This window comes from Actinomycetota bacterium, assembly GCA_035759705.1.
In the GTDB taxonomy this organism is placed as follows: Bacteria; Actinomycetota; CADDZG01; order JAHWKV01; family JAHWKV01; genus JAJCYE01.
Genome location: DASTUJ010000213.1, coordinates 1 through 22,560, shown reverse-complemented (window position 1 = coordinate 22,560; position 22,560 = coordinate 1). Strand labels below are relative to the sequence as shown.

The window sequence follows — 22,560 nt, the reverse complement described above, 5'->3', positions numbered from 1 at the left end:
CCTGAGTCCGGATAAGTTTCACGAATTCCCGACCACCAAGCGTCGGGATCCCAACGCACGCCATGCTCATCGATTGGCACGTCTTTTCCCAACTCGGCCACGATTGTCTCGAGTTCTACGGGAGGCTGGGTCGAACGATCGGGCGGTCCAGTTAGCCCTCTCGAGTGAGGCAATGACCGAGTGGACGGCGGACTGGATGGTGAGGTTGGTCGGCATGGCTTCGTTCGGTGAAACCGAACTTCAAGTGGGCACGACAGGTTTCGAACCTGTGGCCTCTGCCGTGTGAAGGCAGCGCTCTCCCGCTGAGCTACGCGCCCGGGACTGCGGCCGAATGGGGCCGTCTTTGAATTATAGGCTGCGCTGCCTACTCGATCTTCAGAGCCACGATCAGCCCGTCCCTGGTCGGGTTGATCGTCGTCAGGAACCTCGGGTCGTTGTAGACCATCTCGTTGTGCAGCCGGATGGCCTCGGTCTCCGCCTCGTCGTTCTCCTCGTCGGCCACCTTTCCGGACCACAGGACGTTGTCGCAGATGTACAGCCCACCCACCCGGATCCGCTCCGCCGCCGCAGCGAATGCCGCCGGGTATTCGGTCTTGTCGATGTCGCAGTAGACGATGTCGTACTGGCCCCCGATTGCCACCAGGGCGGTAACCGCATCGGTGGTGAAAAACTCGCACCGGTCCCACAGCCCGGCACGGTCCAGGAAGTCGTTCGCAAGGGCGGCGTTACGCGGCTCCCCGTCGGTCAGGGTCACCTCGCCCTCCGGCCCCACTGCCCGGGCGAACCACCAGGCGGAGTATCCGAACCCCGAACCGAGCTCGAAAACCGTCCTGGCGCCCATCGACCGGGCAAGCATCTCCAGCGTCGACCCGACCATGCGCTCGACTATCGGGAATTTTTGCTCCGCTGCGAGCGCTTCCATCTCTAGAAGGACCGGGTCGTCGGAGTACTCGGCAAGCGAACGCAAGTAGCGGTCGACGTCTTCAGGAAGCAGATTCATGGGTAAGAGTCTTGCAGGGCCGCCGTTCGCATACCAGTGCGGACCCTGACCACTAAGCTTGGGAGCACTCACCCCCGCCGAGAAGCGAGGCCGGTCCCAGGCCATTGAGCAGCACCGGCCACACGCGGGGACGAAGCAAAAAACGCCGCCGGCAGCAGGTCACCGAGCTCCGGTCCACCTGAACCGGCATTTACGGAGGTTTCGATGAATCGACTGCATCAGCTTCACCAGGCCGGGACGGCCATCTGGCTGGACTTTCTCAGGCGTGGCCTGATCTCGGGCGGCGAGCTGGCCAAAATGATCGACGAGCGGGACCTCTCCGGAGTCACCTCCAACCCCAGCATCTTCAAGAAGGCAATCGGCGGGTCGACCGACTACGACGAGGCGATTGCCGAGATCTCGCTCGAGGAGCGGGACGCAATCGACGTCTTCTACGAGCTGGCCCAAAAGGACATTCAGGACGCCGCCACCGTGTTCGCCCCGGTGTACGAGAAGACCGGTGGGAAAGACGGCTTCGTCTCGTTCGAGCTGGAGTCCTCGCTGGCTCACGACGCCGAGGGCAGCATCGCCAAAGCCAAGGAGCTCTGGGCCCAATTCGACCGCCCGAACGTGATGATCAAGGTCCCCGGCACCGCCGAGGGCGTGCACGCGGTTGAGGAGCTGACCGCCGCCGGGGTGAACGTGAACATCACCCTATTGTTCTCCGTGAAGTCCTACGAGAAGGTGGCCGAGGCGTACGTCAGCGGCCTTGAGCTGCGCAAGGACGCCGGCCTCCCCATCGACAACGTGAACTCGGTAGCTTCGTTCTTCATCTCCCGGGTCGACTCCGCGGTCGACGCCCTGCTGCCCTACGACTCGCCGCTGCGGGGCAAGGTAGCCATCGCCAACGCAAAGGTCGCCTACCAGCGGTTCCAGCAGATCTTCTCCGGGCCCCGCTGGGAGAAGCTCGCCGCCGCCGGGGCCAACGTCCAGCGGCCGCTGTGGGCCTCCACCGGCACCAAGAACCCGGCCTACCCGGACACCTACTACGTCGACGAGCTGATCGGCCCGAACACCGTCAACACCATGCCCCAGCAGACGATGGACGCCTTCCTGGACCACGGCAACGTCAACGAGAACTCGGTCACGAACAACTTCGGCGAGGCCCTCAAGGTCCTCGCCGGCCTGGCCGACAAGCAGATCAACCTCGAGGAGGTCGCGGCCAAGCTGGAGGTGGAGGGTATCGAGGCCTTTGAGAAGGACTTCTCGTCCCTGCTGGCCACTCTGGAGCAGAAGATCGAGAAGGTGTGTGCCGGACGGGTCCGCTGGGAGTCCAAGCTGGACTCCAAGCTCGGCTCGCTGGTCGACACCATGGTCTCCGAGCTCAGCGACGGCGACATCGTCGGCCGGATGTGGCGCAAGGACCACACGGTCTGGAAGGACGACCCCACCGAGATCTCCGACCGCCTCGGCTGGCTGACCGTCGCCGACGCCATGCTGGAGCGGGTCCCCGAGCTCGAGGAGTTCACCAAGAACGCCAAGGCCGACGGCTTCACACACGCCGTCGTCCTCGGAATGGGCGGGTCCTCGCTGGTTTCGGAGGTCTTCCGCAACTCGTTCCCCGACGCCGAAGGGATGGAGCTTCTGGTTCTGGACTCCACGCACCCCCGGACGATCGCCAAGTTGAAGGACTCCCTCCCGCTCGACAAGACGCTGTTCATCGTCGCATCGAAGTCCGGCACGACGGTCGAGTCAATCTCCCACTTCGGTTACTTCTACGAGCTGGTCAATAACCCGCAGCAGTTCGTAGCCATCACGGACCCCGGCACCCGCCTGGCCCGCCTGGCGACGCTGATGGGCTTCCGCAAGGTGTTCCTGAACCGGCCCGACATCGGGGGCAGGTACTCGGCTCTCTCGTTGTTCGGCCTGGTGCCGGCTTCGCTGGCCGGGGTGGACCTGTACGCGATCCTGGACGACGCCGAGGAGATGGCCTGCGCCTCCCACCACTGCGTTCCGGTGGCCCAGAACCCCGGCGCCTGGCTGGGCATCACTCAAGGCGTTGCGGCGACCCAGGGCCGGGACAAGGTCACGGTGGTCCTGCCCGAGGAGATCCGCAGCCTCGGCGACTGGGTCGAGCAATTGATCGCCGAGTCGACCGGCAAAGAGGGCCGCGGCATCGTCCCGGTGGTCGGGGAGGACCTCGGTCCGCCGGAGGTGTACGGGGACGACCGGATCTTCGTGTCGTTGGGCGACGCCCCGGGCCTGGACGCCCTGGCCGCGGCCGGCCACCCGGTGGTCAAGATCGACTACAACCGGCCGACCGACCTTGGGGGCGAGTTCTTCCGCTGGGAGTTCGCCATTGCCGTTGCCGGGTACATCCTGGGCATCAACCCATTCGACCAGCCCAACGTCGCCCAAGCCAAGGAGGCGACCAAGGCCATCCTGGACTCCGGCAAGACCGAGGACCCGGCAACGGAAGACCTGGGGCCGGTCCTGGAGTCGATCAAACCGGGCGACTACGTGGCGATCCTGGCCTACCTGGACCGGACCGAGGAGACCGAGTCGGCGCTGCAGAGGGCTCGGCTCAGCCTCCGGGACAAGCACCGGGTTGCTACCACCGTGGGCTTCGGCCCCCGGTACCTGCACTCCACCGGACAACTTCACAAGGGCGGCCCGAACACCGGGGTTTTCATTCAGGTGGTCGACCCCGACATCAGGGGCGACGACCTGGCCATCCCGCACGCGACCTACTCATTTGGTGACCTCATATCGGCGCAGGCCCTGGGCGACTATCGCAGTCTCCAGCAGGCCGGGCGGCGTGTGGCAAGGGTGACCCTGGCGCAACTACAAGAGGTGATTTCATGAAGATCGGACTCGTAGGGCTCGGCCGCATGGGCGGCAACATGAAGGAGCGCCTGGAGCGGGACGGCCACGAGGTGATCGGTTACTCCCGGTCCAACACCCAGCAGGCGAAGGACCTGGCCGACCTGGTGAGCCAGCTTCCCTCGCCGAAGGTTGTGTGGCTCATGGTGCCTGCGGGCGACGTCACCCAGCGCAACATCGACGAGATGTGCAAGTTGCTCGACGAGGGCGACGTGCTGATCGACGGCGGCAACTCCAACTTCCGGGACTCCATCCGGAGGGCGGCCGAGGTGCAGGCGCAGGGCCTCCACTGGGCCGACTCCGGCACCTCAGGCGGCATCTGGGGGCTTACCGAAGGTTATTCGCTGATGATCGGTGCGGACGAGGACACCTTCGAGATCATCGAGCCGCTGGCCAAGACCCTGGCGCCGCCGAACGGGTACGCGCGGGTCGGACCTCCGGGGGCCGGGCACTTCGTGAAGATGGTCCACAACGGCATCGAGTACGGGATGATGCAGAGCTTCGGCGAGGGGTTCGAGATCATGCGGGCCTCCCAGGAGTTCGACCTGGACCTCCACCAGATCGCAAACGTCTGGCGTCAGGGTTCGGTCGTCCGGTCGTGGCTGCTGGACCTGGCCGCTTCGGCGTTCGAGAAAGACCCCGACCTGGAGCAGCTCAAGGGCTACGCCGCAGACTCCGGAGAGGGCCGCTGGACGGTGCTCGAGGCGGTCAACACCGGCGTTGCCGCCCCGGCGATATCGGCCGCTCTGTTCGCCCGCTTCGTCTCGCAGCAGGAGGAATCGTTCGCGATGAAGGTCATCGCCGCGCTCCGGAGGGAGTTCGGTGGCCACGAAGTTAAGACCGATAAGTGATTAACTGTTATTAGACGTTGCAAATAGTTCTGTTGGCCCGGCGGACTGCCCACTCGGGAATAAATAGTGGGTCCATTCGCTTCTAGATACGAGAGAGAGGAGGAAGGTCTCCAGCCATCCCGAGGGAGAAGGGTCGATTCATCGGCCCGGGGATGAGCACAGTGGCCTATCCAGGACATGGGAAACGTTAAAGAAGTAGGCGACGGCGATTTTCAGGAGGCGGTTCTCGACTCCGACACTCCGGTTCTCGTTGACTTTTGGGCGGAATGGTGCGGCCCGTGCCGCGTCGTGGCCGGCGAAGTCGACAAGCTTTCGGCCGACCTCGCAGGACGCATGAAGGTAGTGAAGCTGAACATCGACGACAACCCCCGTGTGACCGGCAACTACGGCATCATGTCGATCCCGTCGCTCGTGCTGTTCAAGGACGGCGCAGAGGCGACCCGGGTGGTCGGTGCACGCCCCGCCAGCGCAATCCGCTCGGCGATCGAGCAGTTCCTTCCCGCCGCAGAGGCCGCTTCGGCCGAAGCGTAAGCGCTATCGATTTACCAAAAAACCGGCTCCCTTGGGGGCCGGTTTTTACGTGAAGGGTCGAGTGAGTTGAGCAGCGGAAACATCGTGGCTGTTCGTGGGATCGGCGACGTCGGTTCCGCGGTCGCCCACCGCCTTTTCCGGGACGGCTACCGGGTGTGGATCTCGGACGACCCGGCCCCGGCGGCACCCCGGCGGGGCATGGCGTTTGCCGACGCCGCCTTCGACGGCTCCGCCGAGCTGGAGGGCGTCACCGCAACCGTCTACGAAGACCCGGAGGAACTGGCCGAGGCGCTGGACGGCCGGGCGGGGATCCCGGTATTCCTGGGGGACCTGTTCAAGGTCCTCCGGTTCCTGCACACCCAAGTTGTGGTCGATGCCCGGATGCGCAAGCACGCGCACCCCGAGAGCCAGCTGGAGCTGGCCCCGTTCACCGTGGGCCTCGGCCCGAACTTCGAGGCCGGGGTTACCGCCACCGCGGTCGTCGAGACCCAGTGGGGCGACGACCTCGGCAAGGTGCTCACCTCGGGCCGGACGAAGGAGCTGGCGGGGGAGCCCCGCAACTACGGGGGCCACGCCCGGGAGAGGTTCATTTACGCCCCGGCGGCCGGGGTGTTCCGGACCGATTGCCGGATCGCCGACAAAGTGGAGGCCGGCCAGGTGGTGGCGTCCATCGACGACGCGGAGTTGAAGGCGCCGCTGGCCGGAATCCTGAGGGGGCTGGTGCACGACGGGGTCACCGTGCCCGAGCGAGCCAAGGTCGTGGAGGTGGACCCCCGCTGCGACCCGTCGAAGGTTCTGGGGATAGGCGAGAGGCCGGGCCGGATCGCCGAAGGGGTGCTGGAGGCAATCACAAAACTCCATTTCGATTAGTCTTAGAGAATGAAGCTTGAGGAGTTTCTCAGCAGCAAGGACGATCGCGAACTAATCGATGTTCGTGAGGATTCCGAGTGGAGCGCCGGCCACATCCCCGGCGCACGCCACATTCCGCTCGGGAGCCTGGCAGACCGGTTGGATGACCTGCCCAAGGACCGGCCGGTGGTAACCGTGTGCCGGACCGGCCCCAGAAGCGAACGGGCCGCGAAGACCCTTCGGGAAGCCGGCTACTCAGCGGACTTTCTCGCCGGAGGAGTGAGGGCCTGGGTGGCCGGAGGGCAGGCTCTGGTCGACGATGCGGGTAATCCGGGATCGGTAGAGGACCCCAACGCCGAGGCTGAACCGATGGAACCGGAGCTGGAAGCGCTCCAGACGAATTTCCTGGAGATCGCCATGGCGTTGGACGAAAAATTCGGCGGCCGTCAACCGACCGACGAGGAGTCGAAGACTTTCATGCGGGAGTGGCTGGAGGGCAAGGGCACGCCTCCGGAAGAGATCGACCGGATTCTGTCGGACTGAGCTCTACCCAGCCCCAGCCGGCTTCTCGGCTGTGAACACCAGGTAGTCGCCCAGCCCCCCACGGGCGCCCAGCAGCTCGACCCTCGACCGTTCGGCCAGGTACCGCATGTAGTCCGCGTGGCGGTTCTCCGCCTGGGCCCTGGTCGCCTGACGGCGCAGCTCCGCCACCACCTCACCGAGCCCCAGCTTCTCCAGCCAGCCCTTCTGGGTCTGGATCGGAAGCACGTGCAGGCCGGCATCTTGAGCCGCCCGGTCCAGGGCCGAGAAGTTCACGTGCGCGGTGATGTCGGCGCCGCCCAGGTTGTCGAACGGGTCAACGCCCAGCTCGCCCCTCTGGTAGGTCACCATCGACCCCGACGGGTGCCGGGTCCAGATCTCGGGCTCGATCTGCCCGTAGTCCACCACCAGCAGGTTGCCCCTCTCCAGCACCCGGGCGGCGGAGGCCACCCAGGCGTTCACCCCGGTCCGAAGCTCGAAGCGGTCGCCCTCCTCCAGGTGCTCCAGCGCCGGCGCAGCCAGTTCGGCGATCTCCGGACCGATGGGGAACAGGACCTCGGTCAGGTGGTGGCGCGCCGTTCCGACCCGCACCTCCTTCGCCCCGTCCTTCTCCACCTCGAACAGCCGGAACGGGAAGTTGTCCAGCACCTCGTGCGCAAGCACGATGCCCGTAATCGGAGACAGTTCGTCCAATGACTCCACCCAGGAGTAGCGCTCGGATGACCCCAGCCGGTACCGCTGTAGCTTTGTCACGGTGTCGATGGGCTCCACGAACACCCAGCGCAGCGCCTTCTCGAACCTGCCCTCGACCGACGCCACCGCGGCCGCCGCCAGGTCGCCGTTCCCGCCCCCGACCTCCACGACCGTGAACTCCTCCGGCGACTCCAGTTGCTCCCAAACCGCCTCCAGCTCCTGCAGGACCAGCCGGCCGAACCACGGGGTGAGGGTCGGGGAGGTCTCGTAGTCGAAGTCGGCGCCGGGGACGTGATTGCGGTAGTAGCCGTGGGGGTCGCCGTAGAGAACGACCTCCATGAATTCGTCGAATCGAAGGGGCCCGGAGGCACCGATGCGGCGGCGCAAAAGGTAGAGCAGCTCTGGTGACATGGATAATGGCTTTCTAATGAGTGATCCCCGGCGTAAAGACGCGGTTGCCTACATGGTCCCAGATGGGACCCTCTTCGACCTGTCCCGCCCGCCGGAGGGCGATGCCGTGGTGCTGCTGCAGAAAGACGACGCCGGCCGCCAGGTGCTCCGCCACTCCACCGCGCACGTGCTGGCACAGGCGGTCCTGTCGATATGGCCCGACGCCAAATACGCCGGCGGCCCGCCCATCGAGGACGGCTTTTATTACGACTTCGACATCGGCCGGCCGTTCACGCCGGAGGACCTGGAGAAGATCGAGGCCCGCATGTCCGAGATCATCCGGGAGGACCAGCCGTTCTCCCGTGAGGAGGTCTCGATCGAGGAGGCGGCGGAGCTCTTCAAAGACCAGCCGTACAAGTCCGAGTGGATCAGCGAGATGGACCCGGAGGCCAAAGACCAGGGAGTAATCGGCGACAAGGTCTCGCTTTACCGCAACGCCGACAAGTTCGTCGACCTGTGCCGGGGCCCGCACCTCCCCTCGACCGGCCGGATCAAGTCGTTCAAGCTCACCCGCAGCTCCGCCGCCTACTGGCGGGGGGACGAGAAGCGCCCGATGCTCCAGCGGATCTACGGGACCGCGTGGGAGTCGCCCAAGGCGCAGGAGCAGTACCTGTGGCGTCTCGAGGAGGCCCAAAAGCGCGACCACCGCAAACTCGGGCCCGAGATGGACCTGTTCAGCTTCCCTCCCGAGATCGGCGGCGGCCTGGCGGTCTTCCACCCCAAGGGCGGCCTGATCCGCAAGATCATGGAGGACTACTCCCGGGCCGAGCACGAGGCGGCCGGATACGAGTTCGTCGTCACCCCCCACCTGGCGAAGGAGGCCCTGTTCGCCAAGTCCGGGCACCTCAGCTGGTACAAGGACGGCATGTACCCCCCGATGGAGATGGAGGGCGCCACCTACTACCCCAAACCGATGAACTGCCCGATGCACATGCTGATCTACGGCTCCCGCACCCGCTCCTACCGCGAGCTGCCCCTGCGGCTGTTCGAGTTCGGCACCGTCTACCGCTTCGAGCGCTCCGGTGTCCTCCACGGCCTCACCCGGGTCCGGGGATTCACCCAGGACGACGCCCACATATTCGTCATGCCCGACCAATTGGAGGCCGAGCTGGCCAGCCTGCTCCAGTTCGTCCTGAAGGTGCTTCGCACCTTCGGCATCACCGAGTTCGAAGCCGAGCTGTCCACCCGGCCCGAGAAGTTTGTCGGGGAGCCCGAGGAGTGGGACCGGGCGACCGAGGCGCTGCGCCAGGCCCTGGAGGCCGCAGACATCCCGTTCACCGTAGCCGAGGGCGAGGGCGCCTTCTACGCGCCGAAGATCGACGTCCACATCAAGGATGCCCTGAACCGGCGGTGGCAGCTTTCCACCCTGCAGGTGGACTTTCAGTTCCCGAACCTGTTCGACCTGGAGTTCATCGGCGAGGACGGCGGCCGGCACCGGCCGTTCATGATCCACCGGGCCCTTTTCGGGTCGATCGAGCGGTTCTTCGCCATCCTGCTTGAGCACTACGGGGGCGCCTTCCCCACCTGGCTGGCCGCCGATCAGGTCACCGTCGTCCCGATCTCCGACCGCCACTACGACTACGCCGAACAGGTCGCCGGTCACCTGCGGGAGCAGAAGATCCGGGTCACCGTCGACTCCTCCGACCAGTCGCTGGGCAACCGGGTGCGCAAGGCCCAGATGTCGAAGGTCCCCTACATGCTGGTGGTGGGCGACAAGGAGGTCGAGGCCCGCACCCTGTCGGTCAAGAAACGGGGCGGCAACGAGAAGCGCGGCGTCCCGCTCGACGAGTTCACCGCGAACATCGTCAAAGAGGTCGACGAACGCCTGATCTCATCCTAGCTTTGCCTTCTCCGATCCGAAGCGACGCAGGAGCGTAGGCTCGTGGACCGGCTGTTCCGGCAGCGGATGGAGTACGTGACCTCTGCCCACTTCGAGGGCTGCTTTCTCTGCACCGACGCCGAAACCGACGACCTGGAGGGCAACTACATCCTGATGCGGGACGAGTTGTGCCTGGTGGTCATGAACCGTTTTCCCTACAACAGCGGCGCGCTGCTGGTTGCGCCCCTCCGTCACGTCGGCGGGCTGGAGGACCTTACGGTCGAGGAGCGGACCCGGGTGATGGACCTCACTGTCGAAGCCATCGAGGCCCTGAAGGCCACGATGTCGCCCGAGGGGTTCAACATCGGCGCCAACCTGGGCGCCGCGGGGGGAGCCGGGGTTCCCGGTCACATGCACATGCACGTGATCCCGCGCTGGAGCGGGGACACCAACTTCATGCCGGTGGTCGGCGAGACCAAGGTCCTGCCCGAGACGCTGGAGCAGAGCTACGACCGCCTTCGCCCCCGGTTTACCTAGCGACCCCGTTCGACCAACAGCACTCCGACCCTCCCCGGGCCGCCGGCAGTTCCAAAGGCCTCGGCAGACCTGACGACGTAGCCGGGCCCGAGCGCCCGGAAGAACGTCCCGGCTTCGTCGAACGCCTCCTGAACCCGCCCTGACCCGTCGAACCGGGTGAAGTCCGACGTGACGACCCAGAACCGCTCCCGGCCGGAAGCATCCGCTGCGGCACCAGCGGGAGAGTTGGTTCGGACGAAAGCATCCGAGACGCCGTACACGGTGGCCTCGGGCGTACGCCACGTGGTCAGCTCGGGGCTGATGATCTCGAAAGAGGGGGCTTCCCGCGCGTGCTCCAGCGCGTAGTCCAGGGCCAGCAACTGCCGGCCCGGCAGCACGACGACGGCTTCACCCGGTCGGGCGACCCGGTTGAGATACCCGGCTACCTCGCGCCACTCCCAGTCGGTATGGCCCGAGGAGCGAACCACCCCGGACAGCCCCACTGCGACCAGCAGCGCCAGCCCGGCGTAGGCCACGGGCCTCGGCTGCACCTTGGAGAGCGACAGCGCTAGGAGCATGCAACCGGCCGGGATCAGCGCGACGAAGAACCGCGGCACCAGCAGGGGGTGGGCTGCCAGGGACGCCACGATCGCACCGGCCAGTGGAACCGTGAGCCAGATGGCCGGCACGGCGTGGGCCCAGGCGATCCGGGAGCGGCCGTTCTCTCGAAAGGCCTGAACTGCAATCCAGATTCCCGCGATCCAGCCGGCTGCGCAGATCGCAAGAACTACAACCGCGATCAAGCGGGGGACCAGGTCCGGGCTCGGCTCGAAGTTTGCGCCGCCGAGGAACAAAACTACCTGGCGGAAGGCGGTTGCAGAGGTTGGCGGAATCCAGTCGATCTGGACGTCACCGCGGCCGGCTGCGGCAGCCAGGAACGGCGCCGAACCGAGGGCCGTCACCCCACCCCCGGCGAGCAGGCCCTTCCACGGGAGTGTCCGCGAAGCTACAAATGCCAGCGATACCAGTTGAGCTGCCAGAAGGAAAACCGAAAACAGGTGGGAGGCCACCGCCAGCGCGTTCAAAGCGCCCCACAGCAGGAACCAGGGGACGGTTCGGCGTTCTTTCGCGACGTCGAGCACCAACCAGGCGGCCGTGACCAGCATCAGTGTCATCGCGTAGCTGCGGGCTTCCTGGCCGTAGGTGATCAGCGAGGAGTTGACCGTCAGCAAAACTCCTGAGATCGCCGCCACCCGCCCGCCGAACAGCCTGAAGGCCAGCTGGTAGCCGAAGACCACGGCGGCGGTCGCAAACAGCGCCGAGGGCAGCCGCAGAACCTGAAGGCTGTCGCCGAGGACGGTCCAGACCCGCAGTAGCAGGTAGTAGGCGGGCATGTTGCCGCCGTCGCTCATGAGCACGGTCCAGCCGGGGGTCTGGGCGATACGCAGCGCAACCGCCTCGTCGATCCACAGGCTCCGGCTCGCCAGCCCGGCCAGGCAAAGGAGCGCGGTCAGCCCTGCACATGCCGCAAGGGTTCTCCGGTCGCCGGCGGCCGGCCGCTCAAGCCGGGGCCGGGACGGTTTCGTCATTGCGACATATAAGCATGCACGGTCACTGTTTTTGCCCCAAGTCTTCCGCCCGGCCCCGCAGGCAAATATTGTGGGCTCTTGTTTTTTGGCGCCGAATCGCAGCCGCGAAGGATGGAGAGAAGGTACATGGAGCAAGCCGGCCGCCCCTTTACGCCCCGTCCCTGGTTGGAGCCTCGTAACCTGGCCTTTTTCGCCGGCCTCGTCCTGCTTGCTTCAACCGCTTTGCCGGCTCCCGCTACTGCCGCGACCGTGAACGTCCCATGTGATTCGATCGCGCTCACGACCGCGATCGTCGACGCCAACGACGAAGGCTCCAACCCGGGCTCGGACACTCTCGTTCTTACCACCGGCTGTATCTACGACTTCAGCCAGCCGCAGAACTTCTTCTACGGACCGAACGCCCTTCCGGTGGTCTCCAGCCAGATAGTCATCGAAGGGAACGGGGCCACTCTGACCCGGAGCTCCGAAACCGACTTCCGGTTCTTTTTTATCGGCGCCGACCCGTCCAACCCTGCCACCGAGAGCTACGCCACCCCGGGGGCCGGCGACCTGACCCTGCGGGACCTGACGATCAGCGGCGGTTCGGCCGTCGGGGGTTCCGCTGCGGCCGGAGGCGGCGGTGCCGGCCTTGGAGGTGCGATCCTCAACCAGGGCAAGGTCGCTCTCGACGGGGTCACGATGGTGGACAACCTGGCCCAGGGCGGAGCGTCCGGGATGGCCGGGCTGGGAGATTCAGGAGGCGGCATTTCCACGGACTCCACCACCGGGCAGGGCGGCGGTATGGGTGACACCTTCTCCGGCCTGTCGGTCGGCGGAAACGGAGATTACGCCGGAGGCGGTGGTGGCGGTGGATTCCGGCCGGACGACCACGGCGGCAACGCAGCACCGGATTGTTGCATCGACGGTCCCGGCGATGGAGGCGGCACAAAAAACGGTCTGGGTGGCGACACCCCGTCTGGGGACTCGGGCAACGGATCGGGCGCCGGTGGTCTGGGGTTCGCCGGAGGCGGCGATGGAGGCGACTTCGGCCAGGGTGGCCACGGCACTCCCCAAGCGGAAGGGGGCGGCGGCGGTGGTGGCGTGGGCGGCGGCGGCGGGAGCGGATCCCCGGCGATCGTCGTCGACACCGGCGGCGGGGGCGGCTATGGAGGCGGCGGCGGCGCCGGTTATTTTCTCGGCGGAAACGGAGGTTTCGGCGGCGGCGGCGGGGGAGCAGCATTCGGCTCTGGCCCCGGCGCCGGAGGTTTCGGCGGCGGAAGCGGGGCACAGTCGAACGCATTTATCCCCGGCCCGGGGGGAGGCGGGGCAGGATTGGGCGGAGCGATCTTCAACCACCACGGCGAGATCGATGTGCTCAACAGCACGCTAACCGCGAACTTGGCTGTCGGGGGAGCTGCACCCGTTAACCCGGGAACCGGGAAGGGTGGGGCGATCTTCAATCTCAACGGTGACGTGAGTGTGACCTACTCGACACTGGCGGCGAATACCGCAGCCGGCGGGGGCGGAGCCCTATACAACCTGGGCTACTTCTCGACGCCCGAAAGCAGTTTGGCGGCAAACGCCGTCGTGCAAAACAGCATCCTGGCCGATTCCGTAGGCATATTTAATGTGGTTGTAGATGCGCCGTTGAACCTCTCCAACGGGGACGAAAACCAGGCCGGGTCGCTAGTCGTGCTTCAGGGGACCAACCTCGTCGAGTCGACAGCAGGCTTCGGAACGGGCACGATCCAGTCCTCGGTTCCCCAAATCACGGCGGATCCCGAGCTCCAGCCTCTGGCCGACAACGGCGGTCCCACCTTCACCATGGCTCTTTCGGAGACCAGCCCTGCGCTGGACCAGGGGGAAACCGAACAGCCGGTCGACCAGCGAAACCAACCCCGTCCGGTCGACCTGCCGAGTGTCCCGAATGCAGCCGGCGGCGCGGGTTACGACCTGGGGGCGTTCGAGCTGGCCGAGTCGCTCGACGAAACCCTCTGTGACGGGCTGGAGCCGACGATCGTCGGCACCGAAGGACCCGACGTCCTGGTCGGCGGCAAGGGCAACGACGTGATTTCCGGCCTGGGCGGGCACGACCGAATCGCCGGCGGCGGAGGCAACGACAGGCTGTGCGGCGGAGACGGTGCCGACAACATCAACGGTGAAGGTGGTGACGACTTTGTCGACGGCGGCGCCGGGGACGACGCCCTGGGCGGCGGAGCGGGCCGGGACACCCTCAAGGGCGGAGACGGGGCGGACCGGCTCAACGGCGAGGGCGGAAACGACTCGCTGGACGGGGGCCTGGGGACCGACATCTGCGCCGGCGGCTCGGGGACGGACAGCGCCGCCGCATGCGAGACAAAGAGGACAATCCCCTAGCGACACGCGAGGTACTTCCGCCGGGATCTACGCTGAATAGTCGCCGCGGTTGGCTATGATCGGCGTGAAACGGCGGAAAGGCCCTTGTGACTCGACTGCTAGTGCTGGCGGTGACCCTGGTGGTGCTGGCCGGTGGATGCGCCCGCAACGCCGGACAGGTGGCAGTGGAGGAGACCCCTCTTCCCACCTTGAGCCCCACTCCGTCCGCCAGCCCTTCGCCCACCGAGCCTCCGCTGCCGGTAACGCTCGAGGGGCCGGTGAACAACAGAGGGATCAGCGATCTGGCCGGTATGGGGGCTGCGGCCACCCAGGAGATCACCATGGCGGACTTCGCCTTCGCCCCCACCTTCATCAAGGTCGCTTCGGAGGCCACCCTCAAGGTGACGCTGAAGAACCCCGGTGGCCTGGCCGACCACACCTTCACCATCGACGCGCTGGGCTTCGACCGCCGGCTGAAACCGGGGGAGCAAGCTGACTTCGAGATCAAGCTGCCCGCGGCAGGTGAGTCCCTCCGTTTCTACTGCCGGATGCATGTCGACAAGGGAATGCAGGGAGCCATCTACTTCAACGACGGCGAGCCGGTCTCGACCGCCTCGATCGCCCCCTCACCGGCGGCACAGGCGGCCCGATCCACAACGACCACCAGGCGGGTGAACCCCGCCCCGGCGCCGGCCCCGGCCCCGGCCCCCAGGAGCACGGGTGACCTGGACGTCCCCGACCTGGAAGAGGATGAGGCCGGCAACCTGCGGGGTGCCGACGGCACCGATGGGGAGCGCGGAGCGCGGGGTACCCGAGGGGCGCCGGGAGTCGATCCCCCGGATGCCGATTTCGAGGTAGAGCCGGAGGAGGAGGAAGAGGAGGATTAGCTCCGCTTGTCCTCGGGCAGTTCGGGCTCCTTCCACGAGTCGTCAAGGTTGCGCCCGCCCCGAAGAGTCATGTCGATGGCAATCCACAGGCTGCGGGAGAACGGGTAGAAGAAGATGGGCCCGACGACGGCCAGCACCACGGCGACCAACGCGAACGGTACGGCGTCCAGCTTTAGGTCGGGGTTGACGGACGAGATGATGATGTAGGGAATGATGCAGAGCAGCAGCAGCCCCTCGGCCACCGCGAAGTTGATGGCGTACGCCCCGATGTAGAAGCCCTCTTCCTGGTTGAAGCGGTGCCCGCAGTGCGGGCAGCTCTCCTTGAGCTTGAACCAGGAGTCGAAGATCGGCCGGTGCCCGCAGAACGGACACCGGCGTACCAGACCGCGGAGGATCATCCGCCGGGCAGTGACGGACCTGAACTGTTTTTTGGTCAATGAACCTTGTGTTCTTTGGCCTGCTTCGCGTCGGCGATGATCTTCTCCGCCAGGTGCGGCGGCACCGGTTCGTAGTGCGAGAAGGTCGAGCGGAAGGTGCCCTGTCCGCCGGTCATCGACCTAAGGTCTATGGCGTAGCGGGCGATCTCGGACATCGGGGCCTGGGCTTTCACCAACTGGCGGCCCACGCCAACCCCCTCGGTCCCCTGGATGCGTCCCCGCTTGGAGTTGAGGTCGCCCATGATGTCGCCCAGGTACGAATCGGGCACCATGACCTCCAGGTCCATGACCGGCTCGAGGAGCATGACCCCGGCGTTCGCCACCGCCTCCCGAAAGCCGATGCTCCCGGCGATCTGGAACGCCATGTCCGACGAGTCCACCGGGTGAAATTTGCCGTCCACCAGGGTGACCCGGACGTCGACCACCGGGTAGCCTGCGACGGCGCCCTCGGTCAGGGTCTTCTGGATCCCCTTCTCCACCGAAGGGATGAACTGCGAAGGCACCGAGCCGCCGAAGATCTTGTCGACGTACTCGAAGCCTGCGCCGCGCTCCAGCGGCTCGATCTCCAGGTTGCAGACCGCGTACTGGCCGTGTCCGCCGCTCTGCTTGACGTGCCTGCCGACGGCCTTGCCCGGACCGGCGATGGTCTCCCGGTACGGGATGCGCAGCGCAATCTCCTCCACGTCCACCCCGTACTTGCGGCTGAGTCGCTCCATGGCGATGTCCAGGTGGGTGTCGCCGGTGCCCCAGATGAGGGTCTGGTGGGTCTCGGAGTTGCGGTCGACCTTGAGCGCCGGGTCCTCCTCGTGCAGCCGGGAGAGGGCCGTCATCAGCTTGTCCTCGTCGCCCTTGGTCTTGGGGACGATTGCTTTGGCCAGAACCCGGTCCGGCTCCTCCAGCTCGTCGTAGGCAATGGGGTGCGCCTTGTCGGTCAATGTGTTCCCGCTGTGGGTGTGGGCGAGCTTGGCCACCGCGGCGATGTCGCCCGCCACCACCTCGTCCACCGGTTCCTGGTGTTTGCCCCGAAGGTTGAAGATGTGCGCGATGCGCTCGTCCGCCGAGGTCGCGGCGTTGTAGACGTTGGAGTCGGGCCTCAACCTTCCCGAGATCACCTTGAACATGCTGATGCGACCGACGTAGGGGTCCGAGATGGTCTTGAAGACAAACGCCGACAGGGGAGCGGAGACGCTGGGCTCCCGTTCCTCCGGCTCGTCGGTTCCCGGCTTTACCCCGACAGCGGTTCCCCGCTCGGCCGGGTGCGGCGCCATCTCCACCAGGATGTCGGCCAGCCGGTCGAGGCCGACGAGCTTGGTGGCGGAACCCACCAGCACGGGGAACACGGTGCCTTCGCAAACCCCCTTGTGCAGGCCGGCCTTGACCTCCTCCGGGGTCAGGTCCTCCCCGCCCAGGTACTTCTCCAGCAGTTCGTCGTCGGTTTCGGCGACCGAGTCCAGGATCCGGGTGTGCAGCACCTTCGCCTCCTGGGCGGTCTCCTCCAGCATGTCGGACTCCACCGATTTTCCGGAAGCGTCGTAGTGGAAGGCCTTCTCGGACAACACGTCGACGATGCCGTGGAAGTCGTGCTCCTCCCCAAGCGGCAGGTCGAGCGGGGCGAACCCCGGGCCCAGCCTCTCCGAGAGGGCATCGAGGATCGCGTGGAAGTCGGCTCGTTCCCGCTCCAGCTTGTTGACGAAGACAAAGCTGGGCAGGCCGGCTTTTCTCGCCAGGCGCCACAGGGCTTCGTGCTGCACCTGGATGCCGTCGACCGCCGACACCACCAGCACTGCTGCGTCCGCCACTCGTACGGCCGCCTGCGCTTCGCCGATGAAGTCGGCGTAGCCGGGAGCGTCCAGCAGGTTGATCTTGCAGCCCTTCCACTCGAAGGGAGCGAGGGCGAGGTTGACGGAGATTGTCTTCTTGATCTCCTCGGGTTCGAAGTCACAGACTGTGTTGCCTTCTGCGATGGAGCCCATCCGGGTGGTGACGCCGCTCACGTATAGAAGCGCTTCGGCCAGCGTGGTCTTTCCGGACCCCTGGTGTCCCAGGAGAACGATGTTTCGGATCTTGGTGGGATCGAAAGTCTTCATACGCGAATCCTATTGCTTTCCCTAACCAATAAGTAATGGCGGGTCGCGGGACCCAGAGGTCTATATTGAGCGGCGACAGCCATGCTCAAACGACTTTTCGGTGCCGCACTGCAGCGGGTGGTTCTTCCCATTGGCGGCGCCATCGGCCGCGCCGGGGTGACCCCGAACATGATCACGGTGCTGGGTTTCATCGTGACCATCGCGGCGGCCGTGGCCATTGCGCGGGGCCAGTTCCTTCTGGGGGGGTTCATCCTGATAGCGGGATCGATCTCCGACATGCTTGACGGGGCGGTGGCCCGGGCCACCGGCAAGATCTCCAAGGGCGGCGCGTTCCTGGACTCCACGCTCGACCGGATGTCCGACGCCGTGGTCTTCGTCGGCCTGATCTGGTTCTACAGCGCGTCGGAGTTCTGGGTGGTGAACCTCGCGGAAAACCCCGTCACGGACGGAGTCGCCGGTGGGATCGACCACCCCGGACTGCTGCTCTCCCTGGCCGCCCTGATCCTCAGCCTCATGGTCTCGTACGTTCGGGCCCGGGCCGAAGGCCTGGGGTTCACCTGCGACGTGGGTATCGCCGAGAGGCCGGAACGCATCGTGATCCTGTGCACCGGCCTGATCTTCGACCAGATGTTGATCGCACTTGCGGTGCTTGTGGCCGCTACGGCTTTCACGGTGATCTGGCGTTTTGTCCACGTCTGGCGCCAGGCGACCGCATGAAAAGCTCCAGCCCGTTCGCCGACGGCCCCGGCCCCGCCGCCGTCTACTTCGCCTACCGGGGCGGCGCCTGGCTGGCCGAGCACACGCCGCCGGCCATTGCCGACCGGATTGCAGTCCTGGGCGGGAAGATCGCCTACAAGCGGGCGGCCGGGAAACGAAAGACCGTCGAAAGCAACCTCGGCCGGGTAATCGGGAAGGGCCCGGAGCTGGACGCCGCGGTCAGGGCGGCCTTCGGCTCCTACGCCGAGTACTGGCTGGAGACCTTCCGCCTGGGCCGCTACTCGCACGAAGAGCTCCTGACGATGGTGGAGCCGGTGGGAGACTCCCTGGAGATCATCGAGGAGGCCATCGCATCCGGCAGGGGCGCGCTGGTGATCACCCCCCACCTGGGGTTTTACGACATCGGCGTTGCCTGGGTTGGCGCCAAAGGCTGGGCCTTCACCACCGTCGCGGAGGTCCTGCGGCCGAAAGCCCTGTTCGAGTGGTTCGCCCAGATCCGGCGGCGGCATGGCCTGACCGTCCTGCCTGCGCGCAACGGCAAGTCGATCCGGGTGAGGCTCGGGGAGGTTCTCGACGCCGGCGGCGTGGTGGCCCTCGTCTCCGACCGCGACCTCGGTCGCCGGGGCATCTGGGTCGAGTTCTTCGGGGAGAGAACCACGTTTCCAGCCTCGCCGACGCTTCTGCTGGTTGAAAAGAAGGTCCCGCTGATCGCCGGGTCGATCACCAGGCACGGCGACCGCTTCCGCCTTCAGTTCGAGAAGGTTCCCTACAAGCTCACCGGCGACGAGCAGGCCGACATCACGGCCGTCGCGCAGGTCACGGCCGACGCCCTGGAGCGAATGATCAGGGCGGCGCCGGAGCAGTGGCACCTGTTCTCCACCAACTGGCCGTCGGACGAACCCCATCTCCGCCCGAGGGGGCGGGAGGAACCGAAGCCCGAAGAGCCGCCCGTATCGGACCCGCCGCAGGTCGGAGAGGTTCAGCAGTGAAGGTGGCAATGGTCTGCCCCTACGACTGGTCGTTCCCGGGAGGCGTCCGCAGCCACATCCAGGGCCTCTCGGAGGCCCTCGGCCGCAAGGGAATCGAGGTCCTGATCGTCGCCCCGGCAACCAAGGACGAGGCCGGGATCTTCGACGCCGGGCGCACGCTACCCATCCCGTACAACGGATCGGTTGCCCGCCTGTGCCTGTCCCCCCAGGCGAACCGGAGGATCCGCAAGCGGTTCGCCGTCGGAGACCTGGACCTCATCCACATCCACGAGCCTCTCAGCCCGAGCGTCTCGATGCTTGCGGTTCACCAGGCGAAGGTGCCGATCGTCGCAACCTTCCACGCGTCCCAGGTCAAGAGCAAGGCGTACGCCACGGCCAAGCCGTTCCTCGAGCTGCTGATGGAGAAGATCCAGGGCCGCATCGTCGTCTCCAAGTCGGCTCACAACCTCATCTCGAACTACTTCCCCGGCGAGTACCGCAACATCCCGAACGGGATCCGAATGTCGGAGTTCGCCGACGCCGAGCCGGCCACCGGCCTTGCCGGGGGAAAGCCGTTCGTCCTGTTTGTCGGCCGTCCCGAGCCCCGCAAGGGGCTGGAGGTTGCGGTGAAGGCCGTCGAAAAGGTCCGGGAGTCGTTCCCCATCGAGATGGTGGCCGTGGGGCCGACCGCCAAGGACGTGCCGTCGTGGGTCCACGCCCTGGGTTCGGTGTCCCAGGACGAGCTTCCCGGCATCTACCGTGCCGCCAAGGTCTTCTGCGCCCCGAGCCTGGGCGGGGAGTCGTTCGGGATCGTCCTGGCGGAGGCGGCCGCAGCCGGCGTTCCGGTCGTCTGCTCCGACATCCCCGGCTACGTCGAGGCCGCCGCCGGCATGGCGCTGCACGCACCACCGGGCGACGCCGGCGCCACCGCATCGATGATCCTGTCGGTGCTCACCGACCCCGACCGGGCATCCCGGATGATCGCCCGGGGACGCAAGCGGGCGTGGCAGTTGGACTGGGACGTCCTGGCCGGCCAGATCGTCGAGGTCTACGACGGCGCGCGTACAATAGGAACTACCTGACGCTCCAACCGACAAGGAGGCCCCGCGATGAGCATCAGCATCATCCTAGCCATCGTGGGCGCGGCTCTGGCCCTCTACGCCATCGCCCTCTACAACCGGATGCGGACCACCGCCAACAAGGTCGACAACGCCTGGAGCGGGGTGGACGTGGAGCTGAAGCGCCGGTACGACCTGATCCCGAACCTCGTCGAGACCGTCAAGGGCTACGCCACCCACGAGAAGGAAACTTTCGAGGCGGTGACCCGGGCACGGGCCATGGGGATCGAGGCCAAGAGCGTTCCCGAGCAGGCCGAGGCCGAGGGCTTCTTGACCCAGGCTCTGCGCTCGGTGTTCGCGGTGGCCGAGGCATACCCGCAGCTTCGGGCCAACGAGAACTTCCTGCAGCTACAGGCCGAGCTGGGCCAGACCGAGGGCCGCATAGCCTTCGCGCGGCAGTACTACAACGACATCGTCCTCAAGTTCAACAACCTGATCCAGGTCTTCCCGAACGTTCTGCTGGCCGGAGCGTTCGGCTTTCAGAAGCGAGACTTCTTCGAGATCGACGAGGGCTCCCGGGGCCCGGTCAAGGTCGAGTTCTAAGCGGTACCGACTGCAACATCGACAAACGTCTGCTAGTGTTCGGCCCATGCGAATTCGGACCCTTTGTTTGCTGCTGCTCGTCTTCCTTCTGGCGGCCTGCGGCGGCGACGACACATCCGGCGACGACCCCAACGTCGACCCGGCAACTCAGGAAGAAGAGCCCACCCTGTGTCCCCTCACCGGGGTTGAGGCCGCCGACGGCGTAGACGTCGACCGTCCTGCGCTCGCAGTCAAGATCGACAACGCACCCCCCGCCCGACCGCAGGCAGGCCTCGACGCCGCAGACATCGTTTACGAAGAGATCAGCGAGGGCGGCCTCACCCGGTTCCTCACCGTCTTCCACTGCAACGAGGCCGGCGACGTAGGCCCCGTCCGCAGCGCCCGCACGGTTGACCCCGACATCCTTCAGGAGTTCGGGACCGCCCTGTTCGGGTTCTCCGGCGCCAACTCGCAGGTGCTCGACAAGATCGCCAACGCAGACTTCATCGGTGACCTCAAGCACGGCAGCAGCGGCGGCGCCTACGCCCGGGCCGCCGACCGCAAAGCCCCCTACAACCTCATGACCAGCACGGAGAAGCTGCGCTCCGAGGACGCTGCATCCGACGTCGAAGGCGCACCCAAGACCTCCCTGAAGTTCAACGCCGAGGTTCTGAACGCACCGGCCCCCGCCGCCAGCGGTGCAGCAGCCAGCCCTGCTGCCCCGGCAGGCAACACGGTTACCTTCTCCTACTCCAACAGCAACGTCGTGAAGTACACCTACGACGGCGGGAGCAAGACCTACCTGCGCTCCCACGGCGACACCCCCCACAACCTGGCCAACGGCAAGCAGGTCAGCGCCGTGAACGTGGTCATTCAAAAGGTCAAGATCGTCCCAGGCACCGTCAGGGACGCCTCCGGGAGCCCCACCCAGGACACCACCGTCGTCGGAACCGGCGAGGCCACGGTGCTCAGGGGCGGTACCGCCATAACCGGCACGTGGAACCGCGCGAGCCTGAACGACGGCACGACCTTCACCGACGCAGCGGGCGCCGCCATAGAGTTCGCCCCCGGCACCACGTTCATCCACCTGGTCCCCCAGGAAAGGCCCGTAACGGTCCAGTAGGACTTGCCGAAAACGGGTTTCGGACCCCACCGGTGGTGGGAAGTTTTCAAGTTGTGAGCCCTTCAGTGTTACTAGAGAGGTCTGCGGGTCTCCTGTTGTGTTGCCTGCTCGGCGACCGGGATGGAGGCAGGTGCAGTCCGGGAGGCGGCCCGTGAGCACTGGTGACGTGTTGTCGAAAACCTGCGAGTTGCGGTTTGCCCCCACCGCAGGAGCTCCCAGCCAGGCCCGTGTCGCCGTCAAGGACACCCTCTCCGGCCGGTCGGAGGAAACAATCGAGACGGCCAGCCTGCTGGTCAGCGAGCTGGTTACCAACTCCCTCCGCCACGGGAACGCGATCCTCAACGCTTCGGTGGTCCTGCGGATCTTCCAGCACGACGAGGTGATCCGGATCGAGGTCGTCGATTGGGGTCAGGGTTTCGACTACCGCCCCCGCTCGGAACCACTGGACCACGCCGGCGGCTGGGGACTGTACCTGGTCGAGCAGCTTTCGAGCCGGTGGGGCATGGACCGGGGGACTCCCAACGTCGTCTGGTTCGAGCTGAACGCCGCCTAACCCCGCATTCCCAAAGTCTGTCATTCAAGGTATAAGTAGCTGGAGGGGCAGAGTGCCCCCGCGAATAGTCGCGAGGACCGGATGACCCCAACCCCTGCCCATCGCCGACCTCTG

The 22,560-nt window shown here is 66.1% G+C and carries 20 protein-coding genes and 1 tRNA gene; 15 read left to right on the top strand and 6 right to left on the bottom strand.

What is annotated here, in order from left to right; genetic code table 11:
• Positions 1–245: 245 nt before the first annotated feature.
• Positions 246–317, bottom strand: a tRNA-Val gene (locus tag VFV09_15115).
• 47 nt (positions 318–364) lie between these two features.
• Positions 365–1,000, bottom strand: a complete 636-nt coding sequence (locus VFV09_15110; protein ID HEU4869040.1) for an O-methyltransferase — start codon at positions 998–1,000, stop codon at positions 365–367.
• A 204-nt stretch (positions 1,001–1,204) separates the two neighbouring features.
• On the opposite strand from VFV09_15110, the gene VFV09_15105 reads away from it, so the two are divergent.
• The 5 genes from VFV09_15105 to VFV09_15085 all read left to right on the top strand — a co-directional run bounded on the left by VFV09_15105 (position 1,205) and on the right by VFV09_15085 (position 6,636).
• The gene (locus VFV09_15105; protein HEU4869039.1) at positions 1,205–3,844 is read left to right on the top strand and encodes a bifunctional transaldolase/phosoglucose isomerase; all 2,640 of its coding nucleotides are present in this window, start codon (positions 1,205–1,207) and stop codon (positions 3,842–3,844) included.
• Positions 3,841–4,713 (top strand): decarboxylating 6-phosphogluconate dehydrogenase, encoded by an 873-nt coding sequence (gene gnd / locus VFV09_15100; protein ID HEU4869038.1) that lies wholly within the window; start codon positions 3,841–3,843, stop codon positions 4,711–4,713. The genes VFV09_15105 and gnd overlap by 4 nt, the downstream gene beginning before the upstream one ends.
• Before the next feature lie 177 nt (positions 4,714–4,890).
• The gene (trxA, locus tag VFV09_15095; GenBank protein HEU4869037.1) at positions 4,891–5,244 is read left to right on the top strand and encodes a thioredoxin; all 354 of its coding nucleotides are present in this window, start codon (positions 4,891–4,893) and stop codon (positions 5,242–5,244) included.
• Positions 5,245–5,328: 84 nt separating this feature from the next.
• On the top strand, positions 5,329–6,114 hold the full coding sequence (locus VFV09_15090) for a xanthine dehydrogenase (GenBank protein HEU4869036.1): 786 nt from the start codon (positions 5,329–5,331) through the stop codon (positions 6,112–6,114).
• 9 nt (positions 6,115–6,123) lie between these two features.
• Positions 6,124–6,636 carry a rhodanese-like domain-containing protein gene (locus VFV09_15085; GenBank protein HEU4869035.1) on the top strand — a complete coding sequence of 171 codons (513 nt, stop codon included), beginning with the start codon at positions 6,124–6,126 and terminating at the stop codon, positions 6,634–6,636.
• Between the two features lie 3 nt (positions 6,637–6,639).
• Here the strand turns inward: VFV09_15085 and VFV09_15080 are convergent, their stop codons facing one another.
• Positions 6,640–7,737, bottom strand: coding sequence for an SAM-dependent methyltransferase (locus tag VFV09_15080; GenBank protein HEU4869034.1), 1,098 nt, complete (start codon positions 7,735–7,737; stop codon positions 6,640–6,642).
• A 16-nt stretch (positions 7,738–7,753) separates the two neighbouring features.
• Between VFV09_15080 and thrS the strand changes: the two genes are divergently transcribed.
• Complete coding sequence (gene thrS / locus VFV09_15075; protein HEU4869033.1) at positions 7,754–9,616, top strand: threonine--tRNA ligase; 1,863 nt, start codon at positions 7,754–7,756, stop codon at positions 9,614–9,616.
• 42 nt (positions 9,617–9,658) lie between these two features.
• On the top strand, positions 9,659–10,132 hold the full coding sequence (locus VFV09_15070; protein HEU4869032.1) for an HIT domain-containing protein: 474 nt from the start codon (positions 9,659–9,661) through the stop codon (positions 10,130–10,132).
• On the opposite strand, the gene VFV09_15065 is transcribed toward VFV09_15070, so the two are convergent.
• Positions 10,129–11,700, bottom strand: coding sequence for a glycosyltransferase family 39 protein (locus VFV09_15065; protein HEU4869031.1), 1,572 nt, complete (start codon positions 11,698–11,700; stop codon positions 10,129–10,131). The genes VFV09_15070 and VFV09_15065 overlap by 4 nt on opposite strands.
• A gap of 165 nt (positions 11,701–11,865) precedes the next feature.
• On the opposite strand from VFV09_15065, the gene VFV09_15060 reads away from it, so the two are divergent.
• Positions 11,866–14,055, top strand: a complete 2,190-nt coding sequence (locus VFV09_15060; GenBank protein HEU4869030.1) for a calcium-binding protein — start codon at positions 11,866–11,868, stop codon at positions 14,053–14,055.
• Positions 14,056–14,141: 86 nt separating this feature from the next.
• Entirely contained in the window at positions 14,142–14,921 is a 780-nt protein-coding gene (locus VFV09_15055) for a cupredoxin domain-containing protein (GenBank protein HEU4869029.1), read from the top strand.
• Here the strand turns inward: VFV09_15055 and VFV09_15050 are convergent.
• Positions 14,918–15,358, bottom strand: a complete 441-nt coding sequence (locus tag VFV09_15050; GenBank protein ID HEU4869028.1) for a DUF983 domain-containing protein — start codon at positions 15,356–15,358, stop codon at positions 14,918–14,920. The genes VFV09_15055 and VFV09_15050 overlap by 4 nt on opposite strands.
• Entirely contained in the window at positions 15,355–17,445 is a 2,091-nt protein-coding gene (gene fusA / locus VFV09_15045; protein ID HEU4869027.1) for an elongation factor G, read from the bottom strand. The genes VFV09_15050 and fusA overlap by 4 nt, the downstream gene beginning before the upstream one ends.
• An 81-nt stretch (positions 17,446–17,526) precedes the next feature.
• On the opposite strand from fusA, the gene VFV09_15040 reads away from it, so the two are divergent.
• The 6 genes from VFV09_15040 (at position 17,527) to VFV09_15015 (ending at position 22,446) form a co-directional block, all read left to right on the top strand.
• Entirely contained in the window at positions 17,527–18,162 is a 636-nt protein-coding gene (locus VFV09_15040; protein HEU4869026.1) for a CDP-alcohol phosphatidyltransferase family protein, read from the top strand.
• A complete protein-coding gene (locus VFV09_15035) occupies positions 18,159–19,151 on the top strand; it encodes a phosphatidylinositol mannoside acyltransferase (GenBank protein ID HEU4869025.1) in 993 nt (330 codons plus the stop codon). Before VFV09_15040 ends, VFV09_15035 begins: the two co-directional genes overlap by 4 nt.
• Positions 19,148–20,212 carry a glycosyltransferase family 4 protein gene (locus VFV09_15030; GenBank protein HEU4869024.1) on the top strand — a complete coding sequence of 355 codons (1,065 nt, stop codon included), beginning with the start codon at positions 19,148–19,150 and terminating at the stop codon, positions 20,210–20,212. The genes VFV09_15035 and VFV09_15030 overlap by 4 nt, the downstream gene beginning before the upstream one ends.
• 27 nt (positions 20,213–20,239) lie before the next feature.
• A complete protein-coding gene (locus VFV09_15025; protein ID HEU4869023.1) occupies positions 20,240–20,791 on the top strand; it encodes a LemA family protein in 552 nt (183 codons plus the stop codon).
• Positions 20,792–20,837: 46 nt separating this feature from the next.
• Entirely contained in the window at positions 20,838–21,893 is a 1,056-nt protein-coding gene (locus VFV09_15020) for a DUF3048 domain-containing protein (protein HEU4869022.1), read from the top strand.
• Positions 21,894–22,044: 151 nt separating this feature from the next.
• On the top strand, positions 22,045–22,446 hold the full coding sequence (locus tag VFV09_15015) for an ATP-binding protein (GenBank protein HEU4869021.1): 402 nt from the start codon (positions 22,045–22,047) through the stop codon (positions 22,444–22,446).
• Positions 22,447–22,560: the final 114 nt, after the last annotated feature.

Excerpts from the sequence above, each read along its gene's own strand:
- VFV09_15040 (HEU4869026.1), top strand. The coding sequence starts at position 17,527 with ATGCTCAAACGACTTTTCGGTGCCGCACTGCAGCGGGTGGTTCTTCCC.
- trxA (HEU4869037.1), top strand. The coding sequence starts at position 4,891 with ATGGGAAACGTTAAAGAAGTAGGCGACGGCGATTTTCAGGAGGCGGTT.
- VFV09_15105 (HEU4869039.1), top strand. The coding sequence starts at position 1,205 with ATGAATCGACTGCATCAGCTTCACCAGGCCGGGACGGCCATCTGGCTG.
- VFV09_15080 (HEU4869034.1), bottom strand. The coding sequence starts at position 7,737 with ATGTCACCAGAGCTGCTCTACCTTTTGCGCCGCCGCATCGGTGCCTCC.
- VFV09_15025 (HEU4869023.1), top strand. The coding sequence starts at position 20,240 with ATGAGCATCAGCATCATCCTAGCCATCGTGGGCGCGGCTCTGGCCCTC.
- VFV09_15035 (HEU4869025.1), top strand. The coding sequence starts at position 18,159 with ATGAAAAGCTCCAGCCCGTTCGCCGACGGCCCCGGCCCCGCCGCCGTC.
- VFV09_15085 (HEU4869035.1), top strand. The coding sequence starts at position 6,124 with ATGAAGCTTGAGGAGTTTCTCAGCAGCAAGGACGATCGCGAACTAATC.
- VFV09_15020 (HEU4869022.1), top strand. The coding sequence starts at position 20,838 with ATGCGAATTCGGACCCTTTGTTTGCTGCTGCTCGTCTTCCTTCTGGCG.
- gnd (HEU4869038.1), top strand. The coding sequence starts at position 3,841 with ATGAAGATCGGACTCGTAGGGCTCGGCCGCATGGGCGGCAACATGAAG.
- fusA (HEU4869027.1), bottom strand. The coding sequence starts at position 17,445 with ATGAAGACTTTCGATCCCACCAAGATCCGAAACATCGTTCTCCTGGGA.
- thrS (HEU4869033.1), top strand. The coding sequence starts at position 7,754 with ATGAGTGATCCCCGGCGTAAAGACGCGGTTGCCTACATGGTCCCAGAT.
- VFV09_15065 (HEU4869031.1), bottom strand. The coding sequence starts at position 11,700 with ATGACGAAACCGTCCCGGCCCCGGCTTGAGCGGCCGGCCGCCGGCGAC.
- VFV09_15110 (HEU4869040.1), bottom strand. The coding sequence starts at position 1,000 with ATGAATCTGCTTCCTGAAGACGTCGACCGCTACTTGCGTTCGCTTGCC.